This is a genomic window from Colwellia sp. MB02u-6, assembly GCF_014077095.1.
In the GTDB taxonomy this organism is placed as follows: domain Bacteria; phylum Pseudomonadota; class Gammaproteobacteria; order Enterobacterales; family Alteromonadaceae; genus Cognaticolwellia.
Map to the genome: position 1 here is coordinate 102472 of NZ_JACGVG010000027.1, position 26111 is coordinate 128582.

General features: G+C 39.3%; 24 protein-coding genes and 1 tRNA gene. 8 read left to right on the forward strand and 17 right to left on the reverse strand.

Features of this window, described 5'->3' with window-relative positions; genetic code table 11:
* Positions 1 to 299: 299 nt before the first annotated feature.
* Positions 300 to 1112, reverse strand: coding sequence for a formate/nitrite transporter family protein (locus tag H4J46_RS02835; protein WP_182198434.1), 813 nt, complete (start codon positions 1110 to 1112; stop codon positions 300 to 302).
* Positions 1113 to 1290: 178 nt separating this feature from the next.
* A complete protein-coding gene (gene cynS / locus H4J46_RS02840) occupies positions 1291 to 1731 on the reverse strand; it encodes a cyanase (protein ID WP_182232051.1) in 441 nt (146 codons plus the stop codon).
* Positions 1732 to 2068: 337 nt separating this feature from the next.
* Between cynS and H4J46_RS02845 the strand changes: the two genes are divergently transcribed.
* Positions 2069 to 3940: a sigma 54-interacting transcriptional regulator gene (locus tag H4J46_RS02845; protein WP_182232052.1), complete on the forward strand. Its 1872-nt coding sequence runs from the start codon at positions 2069 to 2071 to the stop codon at positions 3938 to 3940.
* Between the two features lie 186 nt (positions 3941 to 4126).
* Here the strand turns inward: H4J46_RS02845 and H4J46_RS02850 are convergent, their stop codons facing one another.
* Positions 4127 to 7036, reverse strand: a complete 2910-nt coding sequence (locus H4J46_RS02850) for an EAL domain-containing protein (protein WP_182232053.1) — start codon at positions 7034 to 7036, stop codon at positions 4127 to 4129.
* A gap of 330 nt (positions 7037 to 7366) precedes the next feature.
* On the reverse strand, positions 7367 to 7807 hold the full coding sequence (locus H4J46_RS02855; protein ID WP_182232054.1) for a MarR family winged helix-turn-helix transcriptional regulator: 441 nt from the start codon (positions 7805 to 7807) through the stop codon (positions 7367 to 7369).
* A 123-nt stretch (positions 7808 to 7930) separates the two neighbouring features.
* On the opposite strand from H4J46_RS02855, the gene H4J46_RS02860 reads away from it, so the two are divergent.
* Entirely contained in the window at positions 7931 to 8359 is a 429-nt protein-coding gene (locus H4J46_RS02860) for an organic hydroperoxide resistance protein (RefSeq protein ID WP_182232490.1), read from the forward strand.
* Positions 8360 to 8724: 365 nt separating this feature from the next.
* Here the strand turns inward: H4J46_RS02860 and H4J46_RS02865 are convergent, their stop codons facing one another.
* The 8 genes from H4J46_RS02865 to rpsU all read right to left on the reverse strand — a co-directional run bounded on the left by H4J46_RS02865 (position 8725) and on the right by rpsU (position 17476).
* Complete coding sequence (locus H4J46_RS02865) at positions 8725 to 10254, reverse strand: ABC transporter permease (protein WP_182232055.1); 1530 nt, start codon at positions 10252 to 10254, stop codon at positions 8725 to 8727.
* Between the two features lie 9 nt (positions 10255 to 10263).
* Entirely contained in the window at positions 10264 to 10974 is a 711-nt protein-coding gene (locus tag H4J46_RS02870) for an ATP-binding cassette domain-containing protein (RefSeq protein WP_182232056.1), read from the reverse strand.
* Entirely contained in the window at positions 10974 to 11840 is an 867-nt protein-coding gene (locus H4J46_RS02875; RefSeq protein ID WP_182232491.1) for a putative selenate ABC transporter substrate-binding protein, read from the reverse strand. The genes H4J46_RS02870 and H4J46_RS02875 overlap by 1 nt, the downstream gene beginning before the upstream one ends.
* A gap of 475 nt (positions 11841 to 12315) precedes the next feature.
* Positions 12316 to 12392 (reverse strand) — tRNA-Ile (locus tag H4J46_RS02880).
* A gap of 492 nt (positions 12393 to 12884) precedes the next feature.
* Positions 12885 to 14720: an RNA polymerase sigma factor RpoD gene (rpoD, locus tag H4J46_RS02885; protein WP_182232057.1), complete on the reverse strand. Its 1836-nt coding sequence runs from the start codon at positions 14718 to 14720 to the stop codon at positions 12885 to 12887.
* Positions 14721 to 14852: 132 nt separating this feature from the next.
* Complete coding sequence (dnaG, locus tag H4J46_RS02890) at positions 14853 to 16610, reverse strand: DNA primase (RefSeq protein WP_182232058.1); 1758 nt, start codon at positions 16608 to 16610, stop codon at positions 14853 to 14855.
* Positions 16611 to 16760: 150 nt separating this feature from the next.
* Positions 16761 to 17207 (reverse strand): GatB/YqeY domain-containing protein, encoded by a 447-nt coding sequence (locus H4J46_RS02895; protein WP_182232059.1) that lies wholly within the window; start codon positions 17205 to 17207, stop codon positions 16761 to 16763.
* A 53-nt stretch (positions 17208 to 17260) separates the two neighbouring features.
* Positions 17261 to 17476 (reverse strand): 30S ribosomal protein S21, encoded by a 216-nt coding sequence (gene rpsU, locus H4J46_RS02900; RefSeq protein ID WP_011045067.1) that lies wholly within the window; start codon positions 17474 to 17476, stop codon positions 17261 to 17263.
* Positions 17477 to 17895: 419 nt separating this feature from the next.
* On the opposite strand from rpsU, the gene tsaD reads away from it, so the two are divergent.
* The gene (gene tsaD, locus H4J46_RS02905) at positions 17896 to 18945 is read left to right on the forward strand and encodes a tRNA (adenosine(37)-N6)-threonylcarbamoyltransferase complex transferase subunit TsaD (RefSeq protein WP_182232060.1); all 1050 of its coding nucleotides are present in this window, start codon (positions 17896 to 17898) and stop codon (positions 18943 to 18945) included.
* 35 nt (positions 18946 to 18980) lie between these two features.
* Here the strand turns inward: tsaD and plsY are convergent, their stop codons facing one another.
* Positions 18981 to 19553, reverse strand: coding sequence for a glycerol-3-phosphate 1-O-acyltransferase PlsY (plsY, locus tag H4J46_RS02910; RefSeq protein ID WP_182232061.1), 573 nt, complete (start codon positions 19551 to 19553; stop codon positions 18981 to 18983).
* Positions 19554 to 19789: 236 nt separating this feature from the next.
* On the opposite strand from plsY, the gene folB reads away from it, so the two are divergent.
* The 5 genes from folB (at position 19790) to H4J46_RS02935 (ending at position 24116) form a co-directional block, all read left to right on the forward strand.
* Positions 19790 to 20161: a dihydroneopterin aldolase gene (gene folB / locus H4J46_RS02915; protein ID WP_182232062.1), complete on the forward strand. Its 372-nt coding sequence runs from the start codon at positions 19790 to 19792 to the stop codon at positions 20159 to 20161.
* Positions 20161 to 20655: a 2-amino-4-hydroxy-6-hydroxymethyldihydropteridine diphosphokinase gene (gene folK, locus H4J46_RS02920; RefSeq protein WP_182232063.1), complete on the forward strand. Its 495-nt coding sequence runs from the start codon at positions 20161 to 20163 to the stop codon at positions 20653 to 20655. Before folB ends, folK begins: the two co-directional genes overlap by 1 nt.
* A 24-nt stretch (positions 20656 to 20679) precedes the next feature.
* Positions 20680 to 21480: an undecaprenyl-diphosphate phosphatase gene (locus H4J46_RS02925; protein WP_182232064.1), complete on the forward strand. Its 801-nt coding sequence runs from the start codon at positions 20680 to 20682 to the stop codon at positions 21478 to 21480.
* 220 nt (positions 21481 to 21700) lie between these two features.
* Entirely contained in the window at positions 21701 to 22855 is a 1155-nt protein-coding gene (locus H4J46_RS02930; protein ID WP_182232065.1) for an acyl-CoA dehydrogenase family protein, read from the forward strand.
* A gap of 415 nt (positions 22856 to 23270) precedes the next feature.
* Positions 23271 to 24116: a tetratricopeptide repeat protein gene (locus H4J46_RS02935; protein WP_182232066.1), complete on the forward strand. Its 846-nt coding sequence runs from the start codon at positions 23271 to 23273 to the stop codon at positions 24114 to 24116.
* Positions 24117 to 24282: 166 nt separating this feature from the next.
* Here the strand turns inward: H4J46_RS02935 and msrA are convergent, their stop codons facing one another.
* From msrA to H4J46_RS17490, 4 genes are all read right to left on the reverse strand, one after another.
* On the reverse strand, positions 24283 to 24825 hold the full coding sequence (msrA, locus tag H4J46_RS02940) for a peptide-methionine (S)-S-oxide reductase MsrA (RefSeq protein ID WP_182232067.1): 543 nt from the start codon (positions 24823 to 24825) through the stop codon (positions 24283 to 24285).
* A 467-nt stretch (positions 24826 to 25292) separates the two neighbouring features.
* Positions 25293 to 25679, reverse strand: coding sequence for a DUF3083 family protein (locus H4J46_RS17055; RefSeq protein WP_259365662.1), 387 nt, complete (start codon positions 25677 to 25679; stop codon positions 25293 to 25295).
* A 76-nt stretch (positions 25680 to 25755) separates the two neighbouring features.
* Positions 25756 to 25809 (reverse strand): DUF3083 family protein, encoded by a 54-nt coding sequence (locus H4J46_RS17630; RefSeq protein WP_259365690.1) that lies wholly within the window; start codon positions 25807 to 25809, stop codon positions 25756 to 25758.
* Between the two features lie 45 nt (positions 25810 to 25854).
* Complete coding sequence (locus H4J46_RS17490; protein ID WP_310650198.1) at positions 25855 to 26100, reverse strand: hypothetical protein; 246 nt, start codon at positions 26098 to 26100, stop codon at positions 25855 to 25857.
* Positions 26101 to 26111: the final 11 nt, after the last annotated feature.

Genomic DNA, 26111 nt, shown 5'->3' on the forward strand with positions numbered 1-26111 from the left:
AAATCGGTAAAGTTTGAAGCAATAAAAAGACTTCGTAACCTAAATTACGAAGTCTTTTATCTACATTGATATTATTCCAAGTTGATTAATTACCTGATCATTTTTAATGATTACAATGAAAAAATAAGGCATTATAAAATTTATAAGTAGCATAATTATAGACTAAATTTTATGGCTTGTATTTAGCCATTTTTCCTCATGTAAAAGTACATCACTTATTTAATCAAATGGGTATTAGTTATTTATTAATTGACTCATACAAGCTTATGCTTTGAATAAACCCATTGATAAAGTGTGAATTAAGCAATTTTTCTGCTTGGCGATGTTTTAACATGGGTAAAGTATAATGGTAAACCTACTAATAATAAGCCACCGGCAAGGTTACCTAATACCGTTGGAATTTCGTTCCATACCAAATAATCATAAACAGTAAAGTCACCCCCCATGATCATTGAGAATGGGAATAAGAACATGTTAACAATGGAATGTTCAAAACCCATAAAGAAGAACAACATTACGGGCATCCACATGGCGGCCATTTTAGCACCAGCAGAAGTAGAGATCATCGCACCAACTACGCCCATTGATACCATCCAATTACATAACATGCCACGGAAGAATATAGTGATCCAGCCGCTTAAGCCATGTTCTTGGTAACCTACGGTTCTTGCTTCACCAATACTTGCTACTTTAGCTGCAATAGCACCGCCGTCAGCCGAATAACCATAGGTTAAAATAAAGGACATTAAAAAGGCTGTGGTCATTGCTCCGCCAAAGTTACCTAGAAAGACCAGGCCCCAGTTACGCATTACGCCGCCAAAGGTAACACCAGGACGCTTGTCTAATAAAGCTAATGGTACCAGTGTAAATACCCCAGTGAGTAAATCAAACTTCATCAAATAAAGCATAATAAAACCAACAGGGAAAAGACAGGCGCCTAAAATCGGGCTACCTGTTTTAGTTGCCACTGTAATCGCAAATATCGCAGCTAGGCCTAAAATAGCGCCGGCCATAAAAGCACGTATAAGAGTATCTTTGGTAGACATGTAAACTTTCTGTTCACCTGCGTCCACCATCTTGGTTACAAATTCACTGGGTTCTATATAAGCCATTGTTATATCTCTATTTAATAGTAAGGTTAATTAATTTCACTGTTTACCTGACAAAGCAAGTTGAATGCCAGTCATGTAACGTATTGATTTGTATCTAATATATAATTTTTCACTTGGTTTTTTTTGTCTTATTTGCCAACGTTGCACAACTTTAATTAGCTTGGCGCACCAAATAAGATCACCATGATTTATAGGGTAAAAATTTACCATTCAAGGTTAAAATGACTCTATCGCCTTTGGGATTTTCTTCTTTTTCTACTTCCATAGAGAAGTCGATAGCACTCATGATGCCGTCACCAAATTTTTCTTGAATAACCTCTTTAAGGGTATCGCCATAGACGCCTACCACTTCGTATATACGATAAATTAATGGGTCTTGTGGTACTGACTTATCCCATTCTTTGGTTGGGTAGGCCATTAGGGCTTGCTTTGTTTCTTTAGGTAAAGCTAAAAATTCAATGATTTTATCAGCTTCAATTTCAGGCCAACTGTTCATGCCTAAACAGGCAGAGGTTGTCCAAACGATAGACATACCCACAGCGTCTGCAATATTCTGCCAACTAAGTTCTTTTTCAATTTTTATTGCAAATATTGCTTCAGTTACATCGAGCTTATTCATGTGACTTCCTTAAGATTAAAAATATTATTTTATTAAGTTAGCTGTTTAATCTTGGTGCGTTATTTTCAACATAGTGCAAGCATTTTAAATTACGCGTTAATTTAACCATCAAACCACTAACCTTGTTATCTACTGACATTAACAATTGCGAAAACTATGCCAATAGCTATAATTTAATTAAATAGCTGATATTTAATGATATTAATTACTTTCTTGGTCTGTGAAAGGCCACGATTTTTCGTGATAAACGATATTTCGTGCTATTTTTTACGAAATATCGTTGCTTGGCTTAGAAATTGAATGGTGGGGTTAGTTGATAAGTCATCAGGAATGTTTTATGCAAGCGAACTTATTTTTAAATGCACCTAACGCACTGTTATATATTGATCCTTTTAATAATAAAATTTTGCAGTTAAACCACGAAGCTGCAGTATTATTTGCTATCAAAAGCGACGTTGAGCTAGAAAATAATACGTTAACACAGGTTAGCGTAACGCAGTTTTTTACTGGCTGTTTAGATAAGTTAATTCACTTTACTCAACAAATATTAACGCAGGGCGAAGCGTGGACAAACGATCTATTTCTCACCATCAATAATGAAAAAGTATATTTAGATATTACGGCTAGCACTTTAGACAATAAGCTTTTGTTTTCTTGTCAAAGTGCCAAAGTGACTTATGCCCGTTACCACCAAGCAACAGCGCAAGCTAAATATAAAGCGGGCATTGTCCATTGGAATACTAACGAAAGTGTATTTGAAGAAATTGAACGACAAAATCAATTGTTACTCAGTGCGGTAGGTGATGGTATATATGGCGTAGATGTTGACGGGAATACCACCTTTGTAAATACAGCGGCCGAGCAAATATTAGGCTGGAAAAAAGCAGAACTGGTCGGGAAAAGTATTCATGACGTTATTCATCATTCTCATGCCGATGGCGAGCATTACCACGCTTACAAATGCCCGATTTATGCTGCTTTTAAAGATGGAGAAGTACACAGTGTTGATGACGAAGTGTTCTGGTCAAAAAATGGTATGCCAGTTGCGGTAGAATATAAAAGTACCCCAGTAACTGAAAAGGGGTTATTAATCGGCGCCGTAGTTATTTTTCGAGACATAACACAAAGAAAGTCTATTCAAGCTAAATTGTTAACCGCTTTAAAAGAGGTAGATACACTAAAAGAGCGACTTGAAATGGATAACGCATATTTGCTTGAAGAATTAAATGCAGATTTTAATCATCACCAGATCATTGGTCAGAGTATGCAGGTGCAGCATATGGTTAATCAAATAGAGTTAGTGGCAGCTACTAATGCAAATGTCATCATTACTGGTGAATCAGGCACGGGTAAAGAGCTAATTGCTAGAGCGATTCATGAAGTCAGTGAACGAAAAGCTCGGCCATTAATTAGAGTTAATTGTGCGGCAATACCGGCAGACTTATTTGAAAGTGAATTTTTTGGTCATGTAAAAGGCGCTTTTTCAGGCGCAATATCAGACCGAGTTGGACGATTTGAACTGGCGGATGGTGCGACTATTTTTTTAGATGAAGTCGGTGAAATTCCTTTACAACTGCAAGGGAAATTATTACGGGTATTACAAGAGCAGCAGTTTGAGCGGGTAGGAGAGTCGAAAACCAGACATGTTGATGTCAGAGTTATTTCAGCCACTAATCAAAAATTAAAGACCTTAGTTCAACAGAATAAATTTAGAGAAGACTTATATTTTAGGCTTAACGTATTTCCTATTCATTCACCGGCATTACGAGAGCGTAGCGATGATATTCCGCTTTTAGCCAGACATTTTATTGATAAAGTGTGTTTAAACTTTAATCGACCTAAACCACAAGTGTCAGTTTCGCAAATGCAGTATTTAATCCAATACCCTTGGCCCGGTAATATCAGAGAACTGGAAAATATTATTGAACGTCAGATAATCTTAGCCAAAAGTAATAAAATAAACTTCGAATTTTTGACTAATGAATCGGTATTTAATCATGAATCATTTAACCCTAAAGTTACTCCACAGTTGATGAGAGTAGAAGAACAAAAATCACTTGAAAAAACCAATTTGGCTAATGCGTTAAGATATTGCCAAGGTAAAATTTATGGTGAGAAGGGTGCTGCTCAGCTATTAGGTTTAAAACCGACAACATTGGCGTCGAAGTTAAAAAAATATGGCTTAAATCGTCAGGAATTTACTCCTTAATCAGCTGATAGCAAGTGGCTGTTTGATGTTATAAAAATACTATGGACTACACATTTACCACATTTTATTATCTTGACGATCGAGAGCAATGCTCTAATTATTTTTCGTCAAATTAATCCTATGCAGACCTGAGATGATTTAACACCTTGTGTCTCCAGGGTACTTATAATAGTTGCAGCATATTATTTAGGGTAGCCAAGCTTGATAAGGCTGCCAACTGCTCAGCCAGGTTGGAATATCACTGGCGGGCATCGGTCTTGCGATGCCGTAACCTTGGGCTTTATTACAACCCAGTTGTAATAAAGCAGTACCATGCTCAACAGTTTCTACTCCTTCTGCAATCACCTCAAGCTGGAAGGCTTTCGCCAAACTAACAACAGCCAAAACAATAGCTAAGTCATCAGCGTCAGTGAGCATGTCGCGTATAAAACTCTGATCTATTTTAATCAGGTTGGCGGGTAGGCGCCTGAGGTAAGTTAGGGAGGAATATCCGGTACCAAAGTCATCTAACGCAAACTGCACACCAAGCTCAAGGCAAGCTTTCATGGTCGCTATAATGTAGTTGATGTCACTAAAGGCACTGGTTTCTAATATTTCTAATTCTAAAAAATACGGCGACACATCAGAATGTGCAGCCAATAATGTCGCCAAGCGTTCAACAAAATCAGTTTGCTGGAGTTGATAGGCACTGATGTTAACGCTAATCGGTAACGTAATGCCGATACTTTGCCAGTAGCTTATTTGGTTCAGCGCGGTATCGATAACCCATTCACCTATCTCTAAGCTAATAGCATGATTTTCTATTAGCGGTAAAAAATCTAATGGTGGCATTAAGCCGCGGACAGGATGTTGCCAGCGGATCAATGCTTCTACGCCCACGACTTCACCCGTAGACATATTTACTTTCGGTTGATAGTACAAAACAAACTCATGTTTATTAAGTCCTGCACCGATACGACTGATGTTTTCCTGTTTGAGGTTAACGGCGTTATCGAGTGCGTTATCAAACAAGTGATAACAATTTTTACCTGCCTTTTTCGCTATATACATGGCTTGGTCGGCATGACGGATAAGTATGTCTGCATCAGCATCATCTTGAGGATAGATCACAACACCCATGCTAACGGATACTTTTAAGACCACATCGCCAACAGTGATAGGCTTTGATGCGGCAAGAAGTAAGCGCTTTAATGCCATTTTGTAATCTTCAGTGTTAACTAAATCACTTAATACGGCGACGAATTCATCACCACCGATACGGGCAAGTGTGTCCACTTCACGTAAGGTACCACTCATTCGCCCAGAGACTATAATAAGTAGTTCGTCACCGATCGCATGGCCATAGGTATCATTGATATCTTTAAAATTATCTAGATCCATAAAGATAACTGCGAGCGAGTTATGATGGCGTTGGCATTGCCGCATAGCTTGGTTTAGTCGATCAGCAAATAATGCACGATTAGGTAGCTTAGTTAAGGCGTCAAAATGGGCCATCTCTTCTAGTTGGCATTGATGATCTCTTTGCAGCGTAATATCACTAAAGAGGGCCACATAATGGCTGACTTTGCCAACATCATCTTTTACGGCACTGATGGTAATGCCTGCAACATATTTTTCACCATTTTTGCAAAGACTTAATATTTCACCAGCCCATTGACCAGTAGTGTTAATGATTTGCCACATCGCGTTATAAAACTCAGGTGGATGGCGGTCTGCTTGGAAGAAACCTGGGGCTTGGCCAATGACCTCTTCTCGGGAGTAACCGGTAATGTCAGTAAACTTTTTGTTAACGTCAATGACCCTATTTTTCGCATCGGTAATAACAATACCTTCTAGGGCGTGGGTGAATACACTCGCGGCAAGGGTGAGTTCATTTGCTCGTTTATCTATCTCTTTATTTTGAAAAGCCAGTTTTTCGTTCGCAATAATCAGTGCTTTTTGGGCTTGTTTACGTTGGCTGATATCTCGAACAAGCGCATTAAATTCAAAGCCATCAGCTAGCTTAATAAAAGAAATAGTTAATTCTATTGGAAGATTATGTCCGTCTTGATGTAATGCTTCAACCTCAATTATTTTATTTAGAATAGGACCTTCACCCGTGGCCATAAAATGCTCCAAGCCCTTTTTATGTGCCGCACGCAATGGTATTGGGATAATCAGGTTTGCCAGTGCCTGTCCTACAGCTTGCTTATTTGTCCAACCAAAGACATTTTGTGCTTGAGCGCTCCAGCCAACAATATCGCCTTTGGCATTCATCTGTATTAATGCATCTTGTGATGTATTCATCATGGCATGGAGACGTTCTGTATCTTCGTTCACTGTATTAATTAGCTGCTTGTATCTTAGTGAATACGGAATGATAATCACGGGGAGCATTAGTAGCAATATCATTACAGTGACTATTAAGGCTAATGTGTTTGCAGAAAGGCCATTAATGACTTTATCGGTAGTTTGTGGAATAAACTGAAGCGCTGTCATCGCGGTATAGTACATACCAGAGAAAGCTAACCCCATAACTACCGCACTCACGATTTGTTTTTTAGTTATAAATTTGTATTGGCTTTGCTGAATAACTTGATACTGTATTTTCAGTGCCACTATGGCCAATGCCACAGCAATAAAGCTGGCAAGATAAACTAAACCAGTGTCATGAACTATCACGGAGTTTGATCTGATGGCGGCTATGTTTATATAGTGCATCAGGCTGATAGCTGAACCCAACAACAATCCAGCGGCTAATAGTCGGAAATAGTTAAAGGTTTGCTGTGTTATCAACCACAGAACAATGCTGCAAACACAAATTACAGGCAGAACAGATAAAATTATTGTGGGTACATCATAGTTAGCGGGCATTGCAGGCTTTAACGCTAACATGCCAATAAAACTCATGGCCCAAATACCTGCGGCCATCACTGAAGCCGCGAATAAATTCCAAGCTATTTTTTGACTGCTTTGGTGGCTGGAAATATTTCGCTCAACCATGCCAAAAGCACTGAACGATGACAAAATAGCAATGAGGATGGATAGCAATACTAATATAGGGTCATAAGCTGTGATTAGTGCTTCAACAGTGACAACATTATAGTCGGGATTCATTGCTATCAAACCTCAAGCACTTAATGAAAATTAGGTGTATTGCACTTTAATATAGCTTATCCACACTAAGTTTCAAGCAGCACTGAAAGCTTGACCTGTAGGCTTTTTTTGTTATGAACCTAGGCATTTTTCAGTTAACTATTATGTTGTGTTGTTTGTATCAATTCATAATGAGCAGATTGATTGATGGCAGCATTAAGCTTAACTTTGTTGTGACGCTGACTTTTGAGCCGATTATATTAAGGTTATGACTAAGCTAGTTTTGCTAATGTAGTGTTAGTTTACGCTTAACACTCAGACACTTAACACTCATAAGCTAAGCCTCTTGGTTTAGGGCTTGTCGGCTAGATCATTGACCACTAAATCGAGTAATTGCATTAGCTGGTTTGCTTGCATGCTGTCAATACTATTGAACCTGCAGCTTATTTCATTAGGAATGTTTACCGCCTTTATTTTTAAGGCCTGACCATCTTGCGTTAGCTCAACAAGACGTTTGCGCTTGTCGTGCTGGTCTTTAATTATGGCTAACAAGCCCTTGTCAGTCATTTTCTTCAAAATTTGTGTCATCGCACCACCATCAATCACAGTTTTTTCTACCAGCGCTGCTATGGTTATTTTGTCTTGTTCCCACAATGCCATCATAACCACATATTGTGGATAGGTAATATTAAGCTTCATTAGAGGTTCACGATAAGCACGAACAATGCTGTTTGATGCCATATATAAACGATGACACAGCTGATTTTTGAGTGTTAATTGTTCAAATGACATAAGTTGCTCCTTTAAGTGATATTTGAAGTGATATTTTAATTTGCACACAAAGTATTTGCAATCAGTATTTGTTTGATATATTATTTTGCATACAAACTAAATTGTTGTCACTTGGAGTTAATGATGAACGTATTAGAAAATATTGCTTACACAGCAAAAGCAACTGCAACCGGCGGCCGTGAAGGTATAGCAAAATCTGACGATGGCCGTTTAGAGCTTGCATTATCTACGCCTAAAGGTTTAGGTGGTGATGATGGACAAGGTACAAACCCTGAGCAATTATTTGCTGCAGGCTATGCGGCTTGTTTTATTGGCGCACTTAAATTTGTCGCGGGTGAAGAAAAAACCAGTTTACCAAACGAGACCTATATTAATTCAGCAGTGTCTATTGGTGCTATTGAGGGTGGCTTCGGCATCGCAGTTAAGCTAGCGATATCATTAGGCGATATGGATAAAGCACAAGCACAAATCATGGTAGATAAAGCGCATCAAGTATGTCCTTACTCAAATGCGACTCGTGGCAACATTGCCGTGGAACTTTCAATTATTTAATATGCCACATAAGTTGATATAAAAGCACGCATTGCCAACAGCAAGTGCGTGCTTTTTTGTGCCTGTAATAGCGTTAAGGTTAATAGCTTAATCAAGCTATTACATTGATTTTATAACAAAAATATATCTTATTTTAAGCTAACTAAGCGTTAATTTTTCTGTTTTATGCCAAAAAAGATCTTATAGGATGTTTAAGGTTAAGTTGCCATTTCCCTGTGATATTTACCGGCTAATGGCCTTTTCATTTTACAAAAGTACAGGCTTAACATTGACTAAGCTTATGGTGCTGCCATTTTTATTTTCTGCTTGCTCACCAACTAATAAAAGCAGGGTTTTGCCAACGTTGGCTAGTTAAGTAGCCATACTTAGCAGCTTACTTGGCTGGTTTGCTCAAATTTGAGTAGTCGTCTTGAGATAATATCAATGGCGACATTAAGCAGGGCTGTACAGGTAATAAGCATAAGTGCGTTACTATAGCGTATTTCGCTGAAATTACTGTCGATATAAAATCCCAAAGTCATAATGCCTAAAATACCAAACACGGCGGTTTCTCGCACTATGATCTCAAAGCGATAAAACATCAAAGCCATCATACTGGGATAGATAGTTGGCATGATGTGGTAGTTAAATTGATTTAGCCTACTTATCTGCATTTCTTGAGGCGCAATAGCGTTACTTTGTTTCACCGCCAAGTAAGCGATAACACAGCCATTATGTATCGCTAAAGCAATAATAGCAGGTAACATTGATGGGCCAAGCAGCATTAAAAAGATAAAGGCTAAGATATATTCAGGCACTGAACGACCCATTAATAAGGTGAATCGGCCGAGCCAAGTTAGGGGTGTAGGCCATAGGTGCTTACTTGCCATCATATGGGCGCTTAAGCTAATAAAGTGAGTAGCTGCCAAGGCAAGCAGCGCCAAGGTAATCGTGGCTATTGCGCCAGGTATAGCTTGCTCTGACAACAGATCGCTAAACCAAGCCGTGAGTGATGACCATTGCACCTCAGCCAATGTTGCCGCGTTTGCTATTGCGGGAGGTAAAATATCGTGGGTAATAAAGCGTACCAGTAAGCTGCTATTGATGTCAGGAATATCTATCAGTGTCACACAGGCAATCACCAGATAAACCCCGAGTAACTTAGGTGGGCACCAGTAACGAATGGTGCCGATAAGAGCAATAAATATCATTAACAAGGCGGCCCCCTCGCTATAGTTTCCCTGTCTAAAAGCTGTTTCCATGTAAAAACCTAGCGTTGGCATACCGATAAAGCCGAGTACGGCGCTACTGCGCAGGGCACATTCAAAACGGTAGCGAGTGTAGCTCATCAGTTGCGGCATAACTTGGGCGATTTTACCATAAGTGAAACGGCTAATCATATCAGCACGGCTATCAATACTTTCTAAAGGGCTATCTGATGATTGATTGATGATATCGTGAAACACGCGGGCAAAAGTGGCGGCAAATGGGACACTAATAGCCAAAATTCCGGTCAGGGGAGACAGCCCAAAAACTTGTAAAAATAGCAGTGCCCAAAAAATTTCATGAATGGCCCGCAAAAAAGCACAGCAGCTAGATATTAACGGGTGTTGGTATATGAGTGCGAGGGGAGCACCCAGTACTAAGCCTAAGCAGACACCGATAATGGCAAAGTTAACGGTTTGCATAATGGCTTGCCACAAGTATTCAGTGGCGAAAAAATCAGGTGTTATTAACCCCTCCACCATACGAGTTAACTCGAGAAAAGGGTCAAAATTAACAATTTCTATATCCGCAAAAGGCAGAACAATCAGAGCAATAAGCCAGATTGATAACGTGACTTTCTGCCAATAACCTAAAGCATATTGTGGGTTTTTCAATGGTGGTATTTGTTGTAGCTGCTTGGGTTGCGACATAAAAGCAGCTTACGCGATGGCGCTAGTTTGATAGAGCGCCGTGATTTGCTCTTGGTCGATATTCTGCTGTTGGCTATCGAGTATCAAGCGACCTTTATCTAACGCGATAACACGGTCAAAAGCGCTCATGGCTAACGCTCTGTCATGAATCACCATAATAACACTGTTGTGCCGCGCTAACACGGTGTCGAGTAGTCTTGATGTCATTAAGGGATCTAGCGCTGAAAAAGGTTCATCGCCAATAAAAATATCTTGTTGTTGATACAAAGCTCTGGCTAAGGCGACTCGTTGTCTTTGCCCACCAGAGAGTTGATCCACTTTCTTTGATAAGGGCTGGTCTAATTCTAACTGCTGACAAAGTGCTGCAATATCGTGTAAATCTTGCTTGAAAGGTCTCACTAAATTGACTAAGTTGAATAACCAGTGGTGTCGAGCTAAAGCACCCATAAATATATTGTGATAGATACTGAGATTATCCACTAAACTCTGGCGCTGTGAACACAGGGCCGCATGGGTTGTTAATTCTTGATATATATGGTGTAGCAGACTAGATTTTCCCGCGCCAGAGGGACCGATAATCGCAACTTTCTCACCTTCATTGATGGTCAGGTTCAGATCAAAAATCACCTGAGTAGAGCGCTTGTTTTTACCGGTTTTCTTACGAAAATTAGCGCCAGCAGTTTTATCATAATGAAGGTTTAAATTGGCAAGGGTGAGCATTAATCGATAAGCCCTATTTGTTTAGCCACGTCTTCCACCGGTTGAAAATCTTTGTTTTTAGCTTTGACAAAAGCAGAACGTGGAAAACTTTTTAACAGCTCAGGACTATTCATATTGAGCAATGTGGCTTGAACTTTGTCAGCAAAGCCGGCACCAAAATTGGCTTCAACATCAGCGCGTATTGTCCATTGGTAATCAGGATAGGTGGGGCTCTGCCAAATAACCTTGACTTTATTAGTGTCTATTTTACCGGCGGCAAGGGCACTTTCCCACACTTTATAATTTACTGCACCCACTTGGTAAGTACCTGATTGAACTTGCACAATAGTACGGTTATGGTCGCCCGAAAACCCCACCCGTTTAAAGGCTTGTTGTGGTTTTTGCTTTAAGTGCTGCTCGATATAATATTGCGGCATCAATCGACCTGAGGTTGAACCTTTTGAGCCGAAGGTAAAGGTTTTGTCGGTGATATCAGGAAAAATTTTACTCAGTGCTAAGCCTGTGCTGTAGTGGGCAATAAAGTAGCTTTTAAAAAACTGATCTTCATAACCTTGTGCAATTGCTCGCGAGCCTGGCACTAATCGTCTGGCTTGTACCCCAGATAAACCCCCAAACCAAGCAAGCTGCACCTGATTATTTCTAAAGGCGGTTACCGCGGCTGAGTAAGACTTAACGGGAACATATTTTACCTCAACGCCAAGTTGCTTGGATAAATAGAGGGCAACCTGCTCAAAGCGGGTTCTCAGCTGAGACTCATCAGCATCGGGAATAGCGGTAAAAGTAAAGGTGGCCGCACTCGCGTTGGCACCTACAAAAAGGCTCAGGGTTAATACATATAGGGCAAGTAGTTGGGTCAGTGTTTTCATCATATATCTCTGTTAATTAGGCTCTCATCAATATTTTGATGTTATAACGTTGGGCGTGTTAAGTAGTGCATTATCTCTTAAAAATAATAATTAACACACTATTTAGCGATAATCATGCCTGTTAATGCTCAGGCGGAGGAATTGATTTCACTTAGATTAAAATAATAAGTACATAATTTGAATAATTTAAATAAGTTAAAAAGGGGTTAACTGGAGATATGCCCATTATTTTTTCGGGCAAAAATTGCATTAATGAAAGACTTAACACAACAACCAATGGGTTGCTGTTTAGGGTCTCACCATAGTAACACGGAATTGCATTATATTGGGTTGGTGTTACTGAGAGTGTTATTAAAATGTTGGTTTTTATAAGTTCTTATTAATCGTCAACAATCACTAACTGGCTAGTTCTGTAAGGTTTTGTTAGTTTTTAGGCACAAAAAAAGACGCTATAGTGCGTCTTTAAGTGTAGAAATGGTGGCCCCTCCCTGACTTGAACAGGGGACCTGCCGATTATGAGTCGGATGCTCTAACCAACTGAGCTAAGGGGCCATAATTCTACTTCGCTTTGATAAACGCTAAAGGTTCATCGAAAGCGGCCTGAAGTATAAGCACTTTTTATTTTGTTGTCACCCTTATAAAGTTAAAAACCTGATAAATAAGTCTAATAGTTCAATAGATGAGCGATTTGCTGTTTCGGTAATCACTCGATGGAATTTAGGTTACTTTTTATTAAACAGTTTAATTAATTGATCAGCTACAAATGGCCGACATCATATACTCTTTCTTTTTGTGTCATCCACTTAAGCTAGTTATTGATCGACAATATGATTTGCATTGTCCTACTCATTAACATCTATGTAAGCATCAATTACACCTCTTATATGTACAGAGATACTATTATCATGCTTTGCTAGCTAGCATCACTAAAGCAACAGCATACGAATAGAATGTAAACTAGCGCCTCGGGTTGACATTAAATGCGAGGTAAAAAAAATCCAGCTATTAGCTGGATTTTATGTTTATATATTTCGAGAAGAAATATTACTCACCGTCTAAGAAACTCTTTAATTGCTCAGAACGTGAAGGATGGCGCAATTTACGTAATGCTTTTGCTTCAATTTGACGAATACGTTCACGTGTCACATCAAATTGTTTACCCACTTCTTCAAGCGTATGATCTGTGTTCATGTCGATACCAAAGCGCATTCTTAACACTTTTGCTTCACGAGCAGTTAGACCCGCTAGTACTTCATGTGTTGCATGCTTCAAGTTTTCAGCCGTTGCAGAATCAACAGGTAATTCGCCGCTACCGTCTTCAATAAAGTCACCTAAGTGAGAATCTTCATCATCACCAATCGGTGTTTCCATTGAAATAGGTTCTTTAGCGATTTTTAACACTTTACGAATTTTATCTTCCGGCATAATCATGCGTTCAGCTAATTCTTCAGGTGTTGGTTCGCGACCCATTTCTTGTAACATTTGACGTGAAATACGGTTAAGTTTATTAATCGTTTCAATCATGTGCACTGGAATACGAATAGTACGCGCCTGATCGGCAATTGATCGAGTAATCGCTTGACGTATCCACCACGTAGCATAAGTTGAGAACTTATAACCACGACGATATTCAAACTTATCAACTGCTTTCATTAAGCCGATGTTACCTTCTTGAATTAAATCCAAGAATTGTAAACCACGGTTTGTGTATTTTTTCGCAATTGAGATAACTAAACGTAAGTTAGCTTCGACCATTTCTTTTTTCGCTCGACGGGCTTTCGCTTCGCCGATCGACATACGACGGTTAATGTCTTTGATGCCGTGAACATTGAGATAAGTCTCTTCTTCTAGCATGTTCAATTTATAAATACAGCGTTCAACATCTAGTTCGATGTCAGCCATTCTCTTTGAGTGAGGTAGGCCAGCTGCTTTTTGTTCTTCAAACCAATTTTTTGAGGTTTCATTACCAGGAAATATTTTGATGAAAGTAGTTTTTGGCATACCGGCACCAACCACACAGTGTTTCATGATTAAGCGTTCTTGAACACGTAAACGGTCCACAACACTGCGCATGTTTTTAACTAGGCGGTCAAATACTTTGGGTACGATTCTAAATTCTTTAAATACTTCAGCTAATGCATCAATTGCTGCTTGTGCATCAGTATGGCCACGGCCTTTGGTTTTAATAACCTTGTTAGCAAGCTCGTAGGCTGTGCGCAAAGCAGTAAACTTTTCACGGGCTTCTTCAGGACAAGGGCCAGTATCTTCTTCTTCCTCATCGTCCTCATCAGATTTATCTTCGTTAGCTAACTGTTCTTTAGAAAGCTCTGATCCGATATGAGTTGCCGCGGCTGGAATTTCTTCGTCTTGAGCATCAGGGTCTAAAAATCCAACAATAATGTCACTTAGACGTACTTCTTCAGCTTCAAAATTATCCCATTGATCAAGCAAGTAATTAATTGCTGGCGGGTATTCAGAAACAGAACGTTGTACTTCTTTGATACCTTCTTCGATGCGTTTGGCGATAACAATTTCGCCTTTACGCGTCAGTAGCTCTACCGTACCCATTTCACGCATGTACATGCGAACGGGATCAGTTGTACGACCAATTTCACTTTCAACGGTCGCAAGCGCTTGCGCAGCAGCTTCAGCAGCATCTTCATCAGTATTTGCTTCACTCATCATTAACGTGTCGTTATCAGGAGCGTTTTCAAACACCTGAATACCCATGTCGTTAATCATTCGAATGATGTCTTCAACTTGATCTGAATCGATAATATCCTGAGGTAAATGATCGTTAACTTGTGCAAAAGTTAAATAACCTTGCTCTTTACCTTTTACTATTAACTCTTTAAGTCTAGATTGAGGGGCTTGATCCATTGACGAGTGTCCACCTATTTATGGCTATCAAAATTACAACAGTTAGCAGGCAATTATAGCGAAATAATTACTAAATTACCAGCAGTAAACTGCTCTTCTGCTTGTTCTAAATATAACTTAAACGATATTGTTCTATGCGCTTAGTAAACCGTGCAATTCTTGCTTTTCGGTTAAAGTTAAGCCGCTACTACGTTCTTTTTCTAATAATTGCTCTGTGCGTTGTTCAATAAAAACATTTAAAAAGTTTTCAATTAAATCCAAAAACATGCTTTCGGCATTTTCTGCTTCAACATGATGTTCTAAACACAGCAGCTTTGTTAGTTGTTTTCCGGCTTCCTGGCCTCTAAAGTGCTCAACTAATTGTGCACTATTTACCTTCGGGTTTTGCTTACACAATACTAATAACGTATTTAGCAAAGGTATACCTGGCATATTTAATTCATTTAAAATTGCCGAGTCTGGTAGTATCTCTACTATATGGGGATGCTCAAGTAGTAATGCAATAGCGAGTCTTACTGGGGTGATTTTAGGCCGCTTAGCTTTAGCTTTATTTTCAGCGACGTTAGCAAAACTCTTATGTAATTTTTTTAATTGCATTTCGTTACTTGCACCAAATTGATTTGCTAGCTTAGTGACAATGGCGTCTTTAAGATTACTTTCAGGTAGTTTGGCTAAATAAGGTTGAAAAGCACTGACAGCGGCACCTTTTCCTTCGGGAGAGCTCATGTCGATTTGGTTTAGTAAATGTTCAAACAAAAATTGTGACAACGGCGTGGCATTATCTAATATGCTTTCAAAAGCAGCCTGGCCTTGCTCTCTAATCATCGAGTCAGGGTCTTCGCCATCAGGCAAAAATACAAACTTGAGACTATAACCGTCTTGAATTAACGGTAGGGCATTATCCAGAGCACGCCATGCGGCATCACGGCCAGCCCGGTCACCATCGTAACAACAAATAACTTCTTTAACGGTGCGAAATAGGGTTTGTAGTTGTTCGGGCGTTGTTGCCGTACCTAGTGAGGCAACCGCATAGTTAACACCGTGTTGAGCGAGTGCAACTACATCCATATAGCCTTCAACCACCACTAAGCGAGTTAGTTGCTTAATGGCCTGTTTCGCTTCAAATAGGCCATATAATTCTTGGCCTTTATGGTAAATTCGGGTTTCTGGCGAGTTGAGGTACTTGGGTGTACCATCACTCAATACCCGTCCGCCAAAACCGATAACTCGGCCACGTTTATCGCGAATAGGAAATTGAATGCGGCCTCTAAACCTGTCATAGGGTTTGTTTTTATCGCCTTGAACGGCCATGCCTAAATCAACAAGCTGCTGATTTATTTGGCCGCTGCGGCCAAATACTTTCATCATGCCGTCCCAAGCATCACTGATATAACCTATACCAAAACGCTTAACTATCTCACCACTTAAGCCTCGGCCTTTTAAATAACCAATCGCGACATCTTTGTCAGTGGCAACTTTTAATTGCTGTTGAAAAAATCGGCTGATTTGCGCCATTAATTCATAGTCATCTTGTTTTTGTATGTGGTTTTTTTGATCTTGTTTTTGTTGTGCAGGTGAACGCGTGTTTTGTTCGCGTGGCACGTCCATATTGTAATGGGAAGCCAACTCTTCAACTGCATCAGGAAACTCTAAACGGTCAAATTCCATCAAAAACGAAATTGCATTGCCATGCTCACCACAACCGAAGCAGTGATAAAATTGCTTATCTTGGCTAACGCTAAAAGAGGGGGATTTTTCCGTATGAAAAGGGCAGCAAGCTTGGTAATTTTTACCAGCTTTTTTTAATGGCACGCGAGAATCTATGAGTTCGACAATATCGGCTCGAGCCAATAAGTCATCAATAAATTGTCGAGGGATCATTCCAGCCATAAATACCATTACATCAAGATAAAACTCTATTTTACACCAATAAGGTTTGGAAAATAGTAGCTTCTTATATTCTAGTTAAAATAAAACCGCGAGGCCTAAGCTATCGCGGTTTATATTTAGCATGAACATTGAAGTTCAAAGGAAGCTTAACTAACTGTTTAACATTACTCTCACTTGGCCACTTACGGCGCCCATGTCAGCTTTACCTTGCATTAGCGGTTTTAATACCGCCATTACTTTACCCATATCAGCCATTGAGGCTGCACCGGTATCGGCAATTGTTTCTGTAATCAGTTGGTTAATTTCATCTGCAGATAAGGGGTGTGGCAAAAAATATTCTATAGCAATAACTTCTGCAGCTTCTTTAGCTGCTAGTTCATCGCGACCACCTTCAGTAAACATTTTGATAGATTCTTTGCGCTGTTTAACCATTTTGGTTAACAAGGCAATGACATTTTCATCAGTTGCTTCTGTTTTGTGATCTATTTCTGCTAGCTTTATTGCAGAAAGTGCCATACGAATTACGCCAAGACGAAGTTTGTCTTTTGCCCGCATGGCATTTTTCATTTCATCTTGCAGTTGACTAAGTAGACTCATAATTTAATTTACGCTTAAGTTAACTCAGTTGACCTAGGATTTACTAAGGTATCTTAGTACATGCGAACGCGACGAGCGTTCTCACGAGAAACTTTTTTAGCTGCGCGTTTCACTGCGGCTGCTTTCTTACGCTTACGTTCCCAAGTCGGCTTTTCATAAGATTCGCGACGGCGAACTTCTGAAAGGATACCTGCTTTTTCACATGAACGTTTAAAACGACGTAATGCAACGTCAAATGGTTCGTTTTCTCTTACTTTAATTACTGGCATGTACTATTTTACCTTAGTTAGGAATCTATATTAAATGGTGTCTGATTTCAGCTAAATAGCCTCATCTTCACCCACTCTATTAAAAATTGGTGACGTATTCTAATGCGAAGGCCATAGTAATGTAAAGTGGAATTAATTTTTTCACTAGCTTTATTAGCTCAATAGCGGCCGGAACACAGTAATAGTAGTCGCTGTGTAAATAGCTGCTGTAATATTAACAAAATTGATCACTGGTTTTATTTATCATGAATTTTAAAGGCTAAATGGTGTTTTTAAAATGTTTTGGCTATCTTTATGCGCTATAAATTGAAAGTTGCCTAGGGCATAGGTAAAATCAGCAACCAAATAACGGCTGTAGCTTAATACAAGTGAATAGTCGAATTCACTATTGATGCAACAGGGCTAGGTAAAGAAAAATTATGCGAATTTTAGGTATTGAAACCTCTTGTGATGAAACCGGTATTGCGATTTATGACGATGGGCAAGCTAATTTACCCGCGGGTATAGTTGCACATAAATTATATAGTCAAATTGCAGTTCATGCTGATTATGGTGGGGTAGTGCCTGAGCTGGCATCACGTGATCATGTCCGCAAAACTATTCCTTTAATAAAAGAAGTTTTAGCTGAAGCTAATTTAACCCCTGCTGATTTAGACGGTGTTGCTTATACGGCTGGACCAGGCTTAGTAGGCGCCTTACTTGTTGGTTGTTCAATTGGCCGCAGTTTAGCCTATGGCTGGAACTTGCCTGCTGTACCCGTGCATCATATGGAAGGACATTTACTAGCGCCAATGCTAGAAGAGAATGTACCTGACTTTCCCTTTGTCGCTTTATTAGTGTCTGGTGGTCATACCATGTTGGTGCGTGTTGATGGTATCGGTCACTATGAATTATTAGGTGAATCCGTTGATGATGCCGCAGGTGAAGCTTTTGATAAAACAGCTAAATTACTAGGGCTTGATTATCCTGGCGGACCCGTATTAGCGAAAATGGCAGAAAGTGGTCGAAAAGGTCGTTATAAATTTCCAAGACCTATGACGGATAAACCTGGGTTGAACTTTAGTTTTAGCGGTTTGAAAACCTCAGCCGCGGTTACCATTCGAAAAGAAGAAAATGCAGTATTAACACCAGAGCAAAAAGCACAAATGCAAGCTGATATCGCTTATGCCTTTCAAGAAGCGGTCGTTGATACGCTAGCCATTAAATGTAAACGGGCATTAAAACAATGCAATTTAAATCGTTTAGTCATTGCTGGTGGTGTTAGTGCCAATAAGGCGTTAAGAGAAGAATTAGCAGAAATTACTAAAAAGTTAGGTGGGGAAGTTTTCTATCCTAGGCCTGAGTTTTGTACTGATAACGGCGCTATGATTGCCTACGCGGGTTTACAACGCCTAAAAGCCGGTGTTGATACCGACTTAACCTTTAAGGCAACACCACGTTGGCCCTTAGATACCTTGCAGCCCGTTTAAGCTTGCAGGTTGGTGATTAAAACCGGTGATAAAGGCTACTTCTTGGTAAAAGATATTTTGCTTTCTTTGCCCTGTAGTAGTCTAACAATATTGTCTTTATGTCTAAGTATGATCAGCGCTGATAACATCAATACAGGGTAGACATAAATGGGTTTTAATAACCAAGTATACAGTGGCGCTATTGATAAGGTAACAATGGCGGCCAAACTCGAATAGCGGCTAACTTTAGCGACCAACAACCAGGTTAAAATAAGTAGACCACCTAAGTCCAAACCAATAGGTAATAACACACCAAATGCCGTAGCAACAGCTTTACCACCCTCGAAATTAAAAAATATTGGGTACATGTGACCTAAACAAGCGGCGAGAGCAATCATACCTAGATACAAGGGATCTAAGCCTAAGAAATAACCACCCCAAACCGGTAATGTGCCTTTAAGTATGTCAAAAAGCAGCACAGATGCCGCAACAAATTTATTACTTATACGTAAGACATTTGTCGCACCTGGATTTTTTGAACCTGCTGAGCGGGGATCCGGTAAGTGCAGTAATTTGCAAATTAAAATGGCACTCGAAATTGAACCTACTAAGTAAGCCATAACCACCATTAAAAACGTTACAAGTAGACTACTGATACTAAGCTCCTTCTCAAACAGGTGTTAGCAAAGTTATAAAAAAATTTATTCTTTTTAGCTTTTTGACATTGTAGCGCGATGTTTACTAGTTTTTCTAGACCTGCACAGGTAAACTCGCCATTTATTTTCTAAAGTATGTTGTGGCGATTGCGGGGTATATCTCGATAATGCAATGGCTAAATACTGCCAAACCATGTAAGGGTTTTAGTGTGGATAAAGTCTATATTGAAGGGTTAACCTTTCAAACAACCATCGGTTTCTTCCAGTGGGAAAAAGAAATAAAGCAAACACTTGTTATTGATTTAGTGATGGGCTGGAATACGGCGCAAGCAGCAGAAAATGACGAATTAGCTAAAACACTTGATTACGCGACAATTTCTGAAGCCATTGTTGAGTTTGCTAACGCTAACCCAGTAGATTTAATTGAAACGCTTGCCGAACGTATTGCCAGCTTTCTTATCGCTGAATATAAAATCCCTTGGCTGCGTCTAAAGGTAATGAAACCGACTGCGGTGCATAATGCGACTACGGTAGCTGTTGAAATAGAACGTGGCGAACAGTTGTCAGGCCAAGTATTGTAATGGCTGAAATCTATATTTCGCTGGGTAGTAACATAAATCGTCAACATTATATTGAACAAGGGTTGCATGCTTTAACCGATGTATTTGGCCCGCTCACCTTATCTTCATTATTTGAAAGTGAAGCTGTCGGCTTTGCTGGTAAAGCTTTTTACAATATGGTGGCTGGAGTAAGTACTGAGTTTACTTTGACTGAAGTGGCGGCAATACTGCGTGAAATAGAGTTTGCGCACGGTAGAAACCAAGACGCTAAAAAATTTAGTCCGCGGACCTTAGATTTAGATTTATTACTTTATGATGACATTATTGCCGACTCTCCAGCGCAAATACCGCGTGATGAAATTAGCAAAAATGCTTTTGTATTGTGCCCGTTAGCTGAAGTTGCAGGGCATTTGGCTCACCCGATTATTGGCCAGTGTTATGACAAGTTATGGCAACAATATGATAAAAGCCAACAAAAGTTAAAAACAGTGGCTTTTATTTGGCCAAAAAAATAAGAAAAATAAGGAAATATACCCCCAATGAGCACAATTGAAGTTTTTATTTTAGCGCTAATTCAAGGTTTAACTGAGTTTTTGCCTATTTCTAGTTCAGCACATTTAATCTTACCCTCAGTAGTTTTCGGCTGGAAAGATCAAGGCTTAGCGTTTGATGTTGCCGTGCATGTTGGCAGTTTGCTGGCCGTAGTGCTTTATTTTCGCAAAGAAGTGGGCTGCATGGCTGTAGCTTGGTTTGCCACTTTAAAAGGTGAGCGAAATAATTTTGATGGTAAATTGGCTTGGTGGATTATTTTTGCCACCATCCCCGCTGGTTTATTTGGTTTACTTGGTAAAGATTTTATTGAAGAGCATTTACGCAGTGCACTTGTTATTGCCGCCACAACACTATTATTTGGTTTTTTGCTTGGCTTTGCTGATATTAAAGCTAAACAAAATAAAAGCATTGAAAATTTAGGTTTTAAAGGTGCCATGTTAATCGGCTTAGCACAGGCTATTGCGTTAATACCGGGCACATCGCGCTCTGGTATTACCATGACTATCGGCTTGATGTTAGGGTTAAGCAGAGAAAATGCCGCGCGTTTTTCATTTTTATTATCGATTCCAGCTATTGCCATGGCGGGCAGTTATTTAACTTTAAAGTTAATTTTGGAAGCCGGCGCGGTAGATTGGTCAGCCATGGGCCTAGGTAGTATATTGGCCTTTGTTAGTGCTTATGCCTGTATTCACTACTTTCTTATTTTAGTGGGTAAGTTCGGCATGATGCCATTTGTTATTTATCGCTTAGTGCTTGGTGCTGGTCTGCTTTGGTTTGTTGCCGGATAATGGTTATAATATATTCAACTTATGAAAAATGCGCTTTTAGCGCATTTTTCATATCTACATGTATTTTTTTAGATACCAAAAGGGTAGTTTGCTACCGCTTTTGGTATTGTTTTATCACTATTAGTCGTACTAATGCCCATTGTACTTTCTAATGTTGCTAATAAATTTTAGCGATTAATATAGTGATAGATATTCAGCCAATAAAAAAGTGAGAAGTTTGATGGATTTGTCTCTAACTGAAGAACAAATAATGATTCAAGATATGGCCCGAAAATTTGCCGATAGTGAATTAGCACCTGTAGCCGCACAGCTTGATGAAACAAGAGATCAAAGTTTGTTTTTAAAAAATTTAGCGCAACTAAATGCACTCGGCTTTATGGGCCTAAATATTAAAGCTGAATATGGTGGCGTTGAAGCGGGTAGTGTTGCTTTTAGCTTGGCGATTACAGAATTAGCGCGCGCTTGTGCATCAACCGCTGTGACAACCTCAGTGACTAATATGGTCGCCGAAGTTATTCAAGCGGTAGGTAACGATGAACAAAAAAGTAAATACTTGCCAAAAATTTGCAGTGGTGAGTATCGTGCGGGTGGCTTTTGCTTAAGTGAAGCGGCGGCAGGCTCAGATCCCGCGGGGATGAAAACGCAAGCCGTTAAAGACGGTGATGACTATCTTATTAGTGGTAGTAAAATTTATATTACTAGTGGCTCGTTTGCTGATGTATTCGTGGTTTGGGCCGTTACCGATCTAGCAGCAAAAAAAGGTAAGGGTATTTCGTGCTTTATTGTTGAAGCCGGTACCGCGGGTATGACTATTGGTAAGTCGGAAGAAAAAATGGGTCAAAAAGCGTCGCCAACCAATGAAGTGCATTTTGACCGTTGTCGTGTGCCAGCATCGGCCATGATGGGCGCTGAAAATAAAGGCTTTGGTGTTGCGGTTGGGGAGTTGGCTGGTGGTCGTATCGGTATCGGTTCATTAGCCTTAGGTATTGGCCTTGCTGCACTTGATTATGCCAAAGATCATATTGTTGAGCGAAAACAGTTTGGTCAATCACTGTCAAACTTTCAAGGCCTACAATGGACGTTAGCAGAACGTTATACTGAGATGGAAGCCGCACGATTACTTCTGATGCAAGCAGCTTATACTAAAGATCAAGGCCAACCATTTGGGATGGCAGCTTCAATGGCTAAGTTGTTTGCCGCTGAAAAAGCTAATAAAGCTTGTTATGATGCCTTACAGCTTATGGGTGGAGCCGGTTATATTAGAGAATATCCACTGGAGCGTATGGCGCGCGATGTGCGTGTAACATCAATCTATGAAGGCACCAGTGAAATTCAAAAAGTGATCATTGCTCGAGAATTATTGCAAAAAATCTAAGTACTTACATCGGTGATTTAAAACGGAGATGAGCTTTGCTGATGTCCGTTTTTTTATGCTTTTTTTATGCTTTTTTTTTGTTTATGTTTGTTTTATAGGTTAATAGACAGCCTACATCAGAATATGCAAAGCAAAGCTGACACCATTTAACGGTTTGTATTATAGCGTGCGCAGCAGTATAAATAATCTCATATAGGAGCATTAAGGCTTAGGGTTTTAAAGTTTAGTGTTTAATATTTTGTCCCTGTAACGCATGTTCTGAGCTAAAATTTTTGCTATCACGCTATAATCCTCAATTGTCTTGTTTTTGACTTGCTCTTTGTTGAGTCGTTATAAATATTTAGCCCCGCTGCTTGTATCTTTGGTGCTTTGCCCCAATTTAACTACATATATCTTTATTATTGGAACTGCATTGATGACAAATTCTCTTGCGATCAACTTAGAAAACTTTCAACAAGTTATTATTGAAACATCAAAAACTAAACTGGTATTGGTCAGCTTTTGGGCTCAGCAAATTCCAGAAAGTGTTGAATTACGCGACAAGTTGGCGATGGCATTAGCTAATTGTAGCGACACACTCTTGTTTACCACAGTCGATTGCGAAAGCCAGGGACAAATTGCTCAGCAGTTTGGTATTCAAAGCCTACCAACGGTAATTTTAGTACAAGATGGCCAGCCACTTGATGGGTTAACTGGACCACAAACCGATGCAACAATTAATGATTTTTTGGATAAATATTTACCAAAACAGCAAGATGTTTTATTAGCAGAGGCGAAAACACTATTAGCAGAAAATAAAGTGTCGGAAGCATTTCCTATTATCACTCAAGCCTATCAGCTTGATACTGAACGTGCTGATATTAAGTTTGTGCTATCAGATGTTTATATTCAAACTGGTAAAATTACTGAAGCAGAGGCACTACTAAAAAGTATTAAAATGATCGATCAAGACAGTGCTTATCAATCTTTAATGGCAAAATTAGAATTAGCTACTCAAGCTGCCGACTCTCCTGAAATTCAAGCACTTGAGCAACAGTTAGCCAGTGATGCTGATAATGTCCAATTACAACAAAAATTGGCGGCGCAATATAGCCAAGTTAATCGCCATGACGATGCACTGATGATGCTGTTTTTGTTAGTGCAAAAAGATGGTGCCGACATTGCTAGTAAAGATTTACTGCTTGATGTGCTTAAATCGTTACCTGAGGGTGATGCATTGGCGAGTAAATATAGACGTAAGCTTTATACCTTGATGTATTAAGTCGTTAGTTTAATCTAGCGCGGATTTAAAACTAAATTAACCTAGCTTATATTGGATTTTACTCAACGCATAGCAAGTAAATTGTCATGCGTTTTTTTATGAGCAAATTTTTATTAGTTGTCAGATAAGGCGAGTTAAATTACTTGATGTTATATCGCTACAGCGATTAAGTTTCATTTTTTAACAAGTATGAAAACTCACTTAAAAATTTTTGAATTTTTTTTGCTACAACCAGCTGACAGTACTTATTTTCTGGGTTGTTGGTGACATAATCTTGATGATAGTCTTCCGCACTGTAAAAATTAGTGGCGGCTTTCACGACAGTGACTATTGTTTGCTCAACGTATTGCTGTGCATGCAATTGAGCAATTTTTTTTTTCGCTACCACTTGCTGTGCAGCGGTGTGACATAAAATCGTTGAGCGATATTGACTACCTATATCGTCACCTTGACGGTTTAGAGTTGTCGCGTCGTGAATAGCAAAAAAAACCGTTAATAACTGCTCAATAGCTAACAGTGATGGGTTAAAAGTTATTTGTACTACCTCTGCGTGATTAGTGATGCCGCTACAAACTTGCTCATAGCTTGGGTTGATAATATCGCCATCGGCATAACCACATGTTACCGATAGTACACCTTTAATTCGGTTAAAAATATTCTCAACGCACCAAAAACAGCCGGCGCCTAAAGTAATTGTTTCGTTGCTCACTACTCATTTCCTTGTTAAATTTTGCTTAGGTTAACTGAAAGTAGATTTTCAGTCAGATATAAAGACGTTTAGACGTCTATTAACTTTATTCTAAGAAGGTAACACTTAGCCGTTTAGATGTCCATATCTTTTGTTGTTTAAGTTATGGTTGGTACTAGCTGAGTCAGTAGTAGTGTTGATATAGTTTTTAGGCAGGCTGGCCGGCAGCTATGGCGATGTTAGCATGAGTTCATTCAACACAAGTTAACCATATATGTCGTTACTATTGCCATGACCTGATGTTATGCGGTTAGTCTAGTTATCAGTAAATAAGTGACTTAGAACTAGTGTTGTAGTTAGCTCTAGGTGTTATAAATATCAGTTATTAGGCGATAAGTTATAGGCAATCTGTTGATGAAATCGTCAGGTTAATTGCTCCTTTTTGGTTGGAATTTCAAGCTCTTTGGCAAATAAATACATGGCTTGTTCTATTTGATTGATAAATTTCTCATAGTTTTTTCTTCGCCACTATGGCAATCAGCAACAAAGATTAGTTGCACGTTATCAACCAATTCATGCGCTTGCCATCTACTGATAATACCACAGGGGCTTTTTTTGGGGGTGTAGCCTAACATTTGCAATTCGCCCACTTTCAAGACTAAATCATGCAAACTATGCCTAACAATGGGGACTAAACCATTAGCGATAAGTGCGCCATTATTTAAGTTAAAATGTTTTGCTACCAATGAACAAGTGTTGGTTAAATAAGTACCAAGTGGGTTATAGGGATCGGTTGCTGAGGAACCTATATCAACTAACTCAGCAATCCTATGATCAAGGTGTAAGTCGATTATGGCGTAAGTGATTGATGACATACTTTCTGCTAATGTAATATTTTGACTTGCATACCCTTTGTTTTATTGGTTTAAATTTATGAACTTGGCTAGTTTTTTAGTCTTTATTCTTAGCAAAAATATCGTAAGTAAGATGTTGGTGGTCGCGCATACGGATACCCGTTATGGGTAAGTCTATTTGCGGGGAAAAATGTTCTCATCGTACTTTTACCCCTTTATGTAAATTGGCTGCTCCGGCACTGATATCAGGTCCAGAGGCTAAAAATACTAAGGTAATTTTTTGCTTTAATATTGGCATCAAAAAATGAATTTTGCAGTACAGGCTGATTTGGATCGTAATAAAAGATGATTTGTTGTTTTGTTTGCCATTGGTGCACTTCTTGACTGTAACGGACACAAACCTACTTGTCGTTGGCAACCCATATTCTGTTTTTAACGCCATAGTTCTTACTT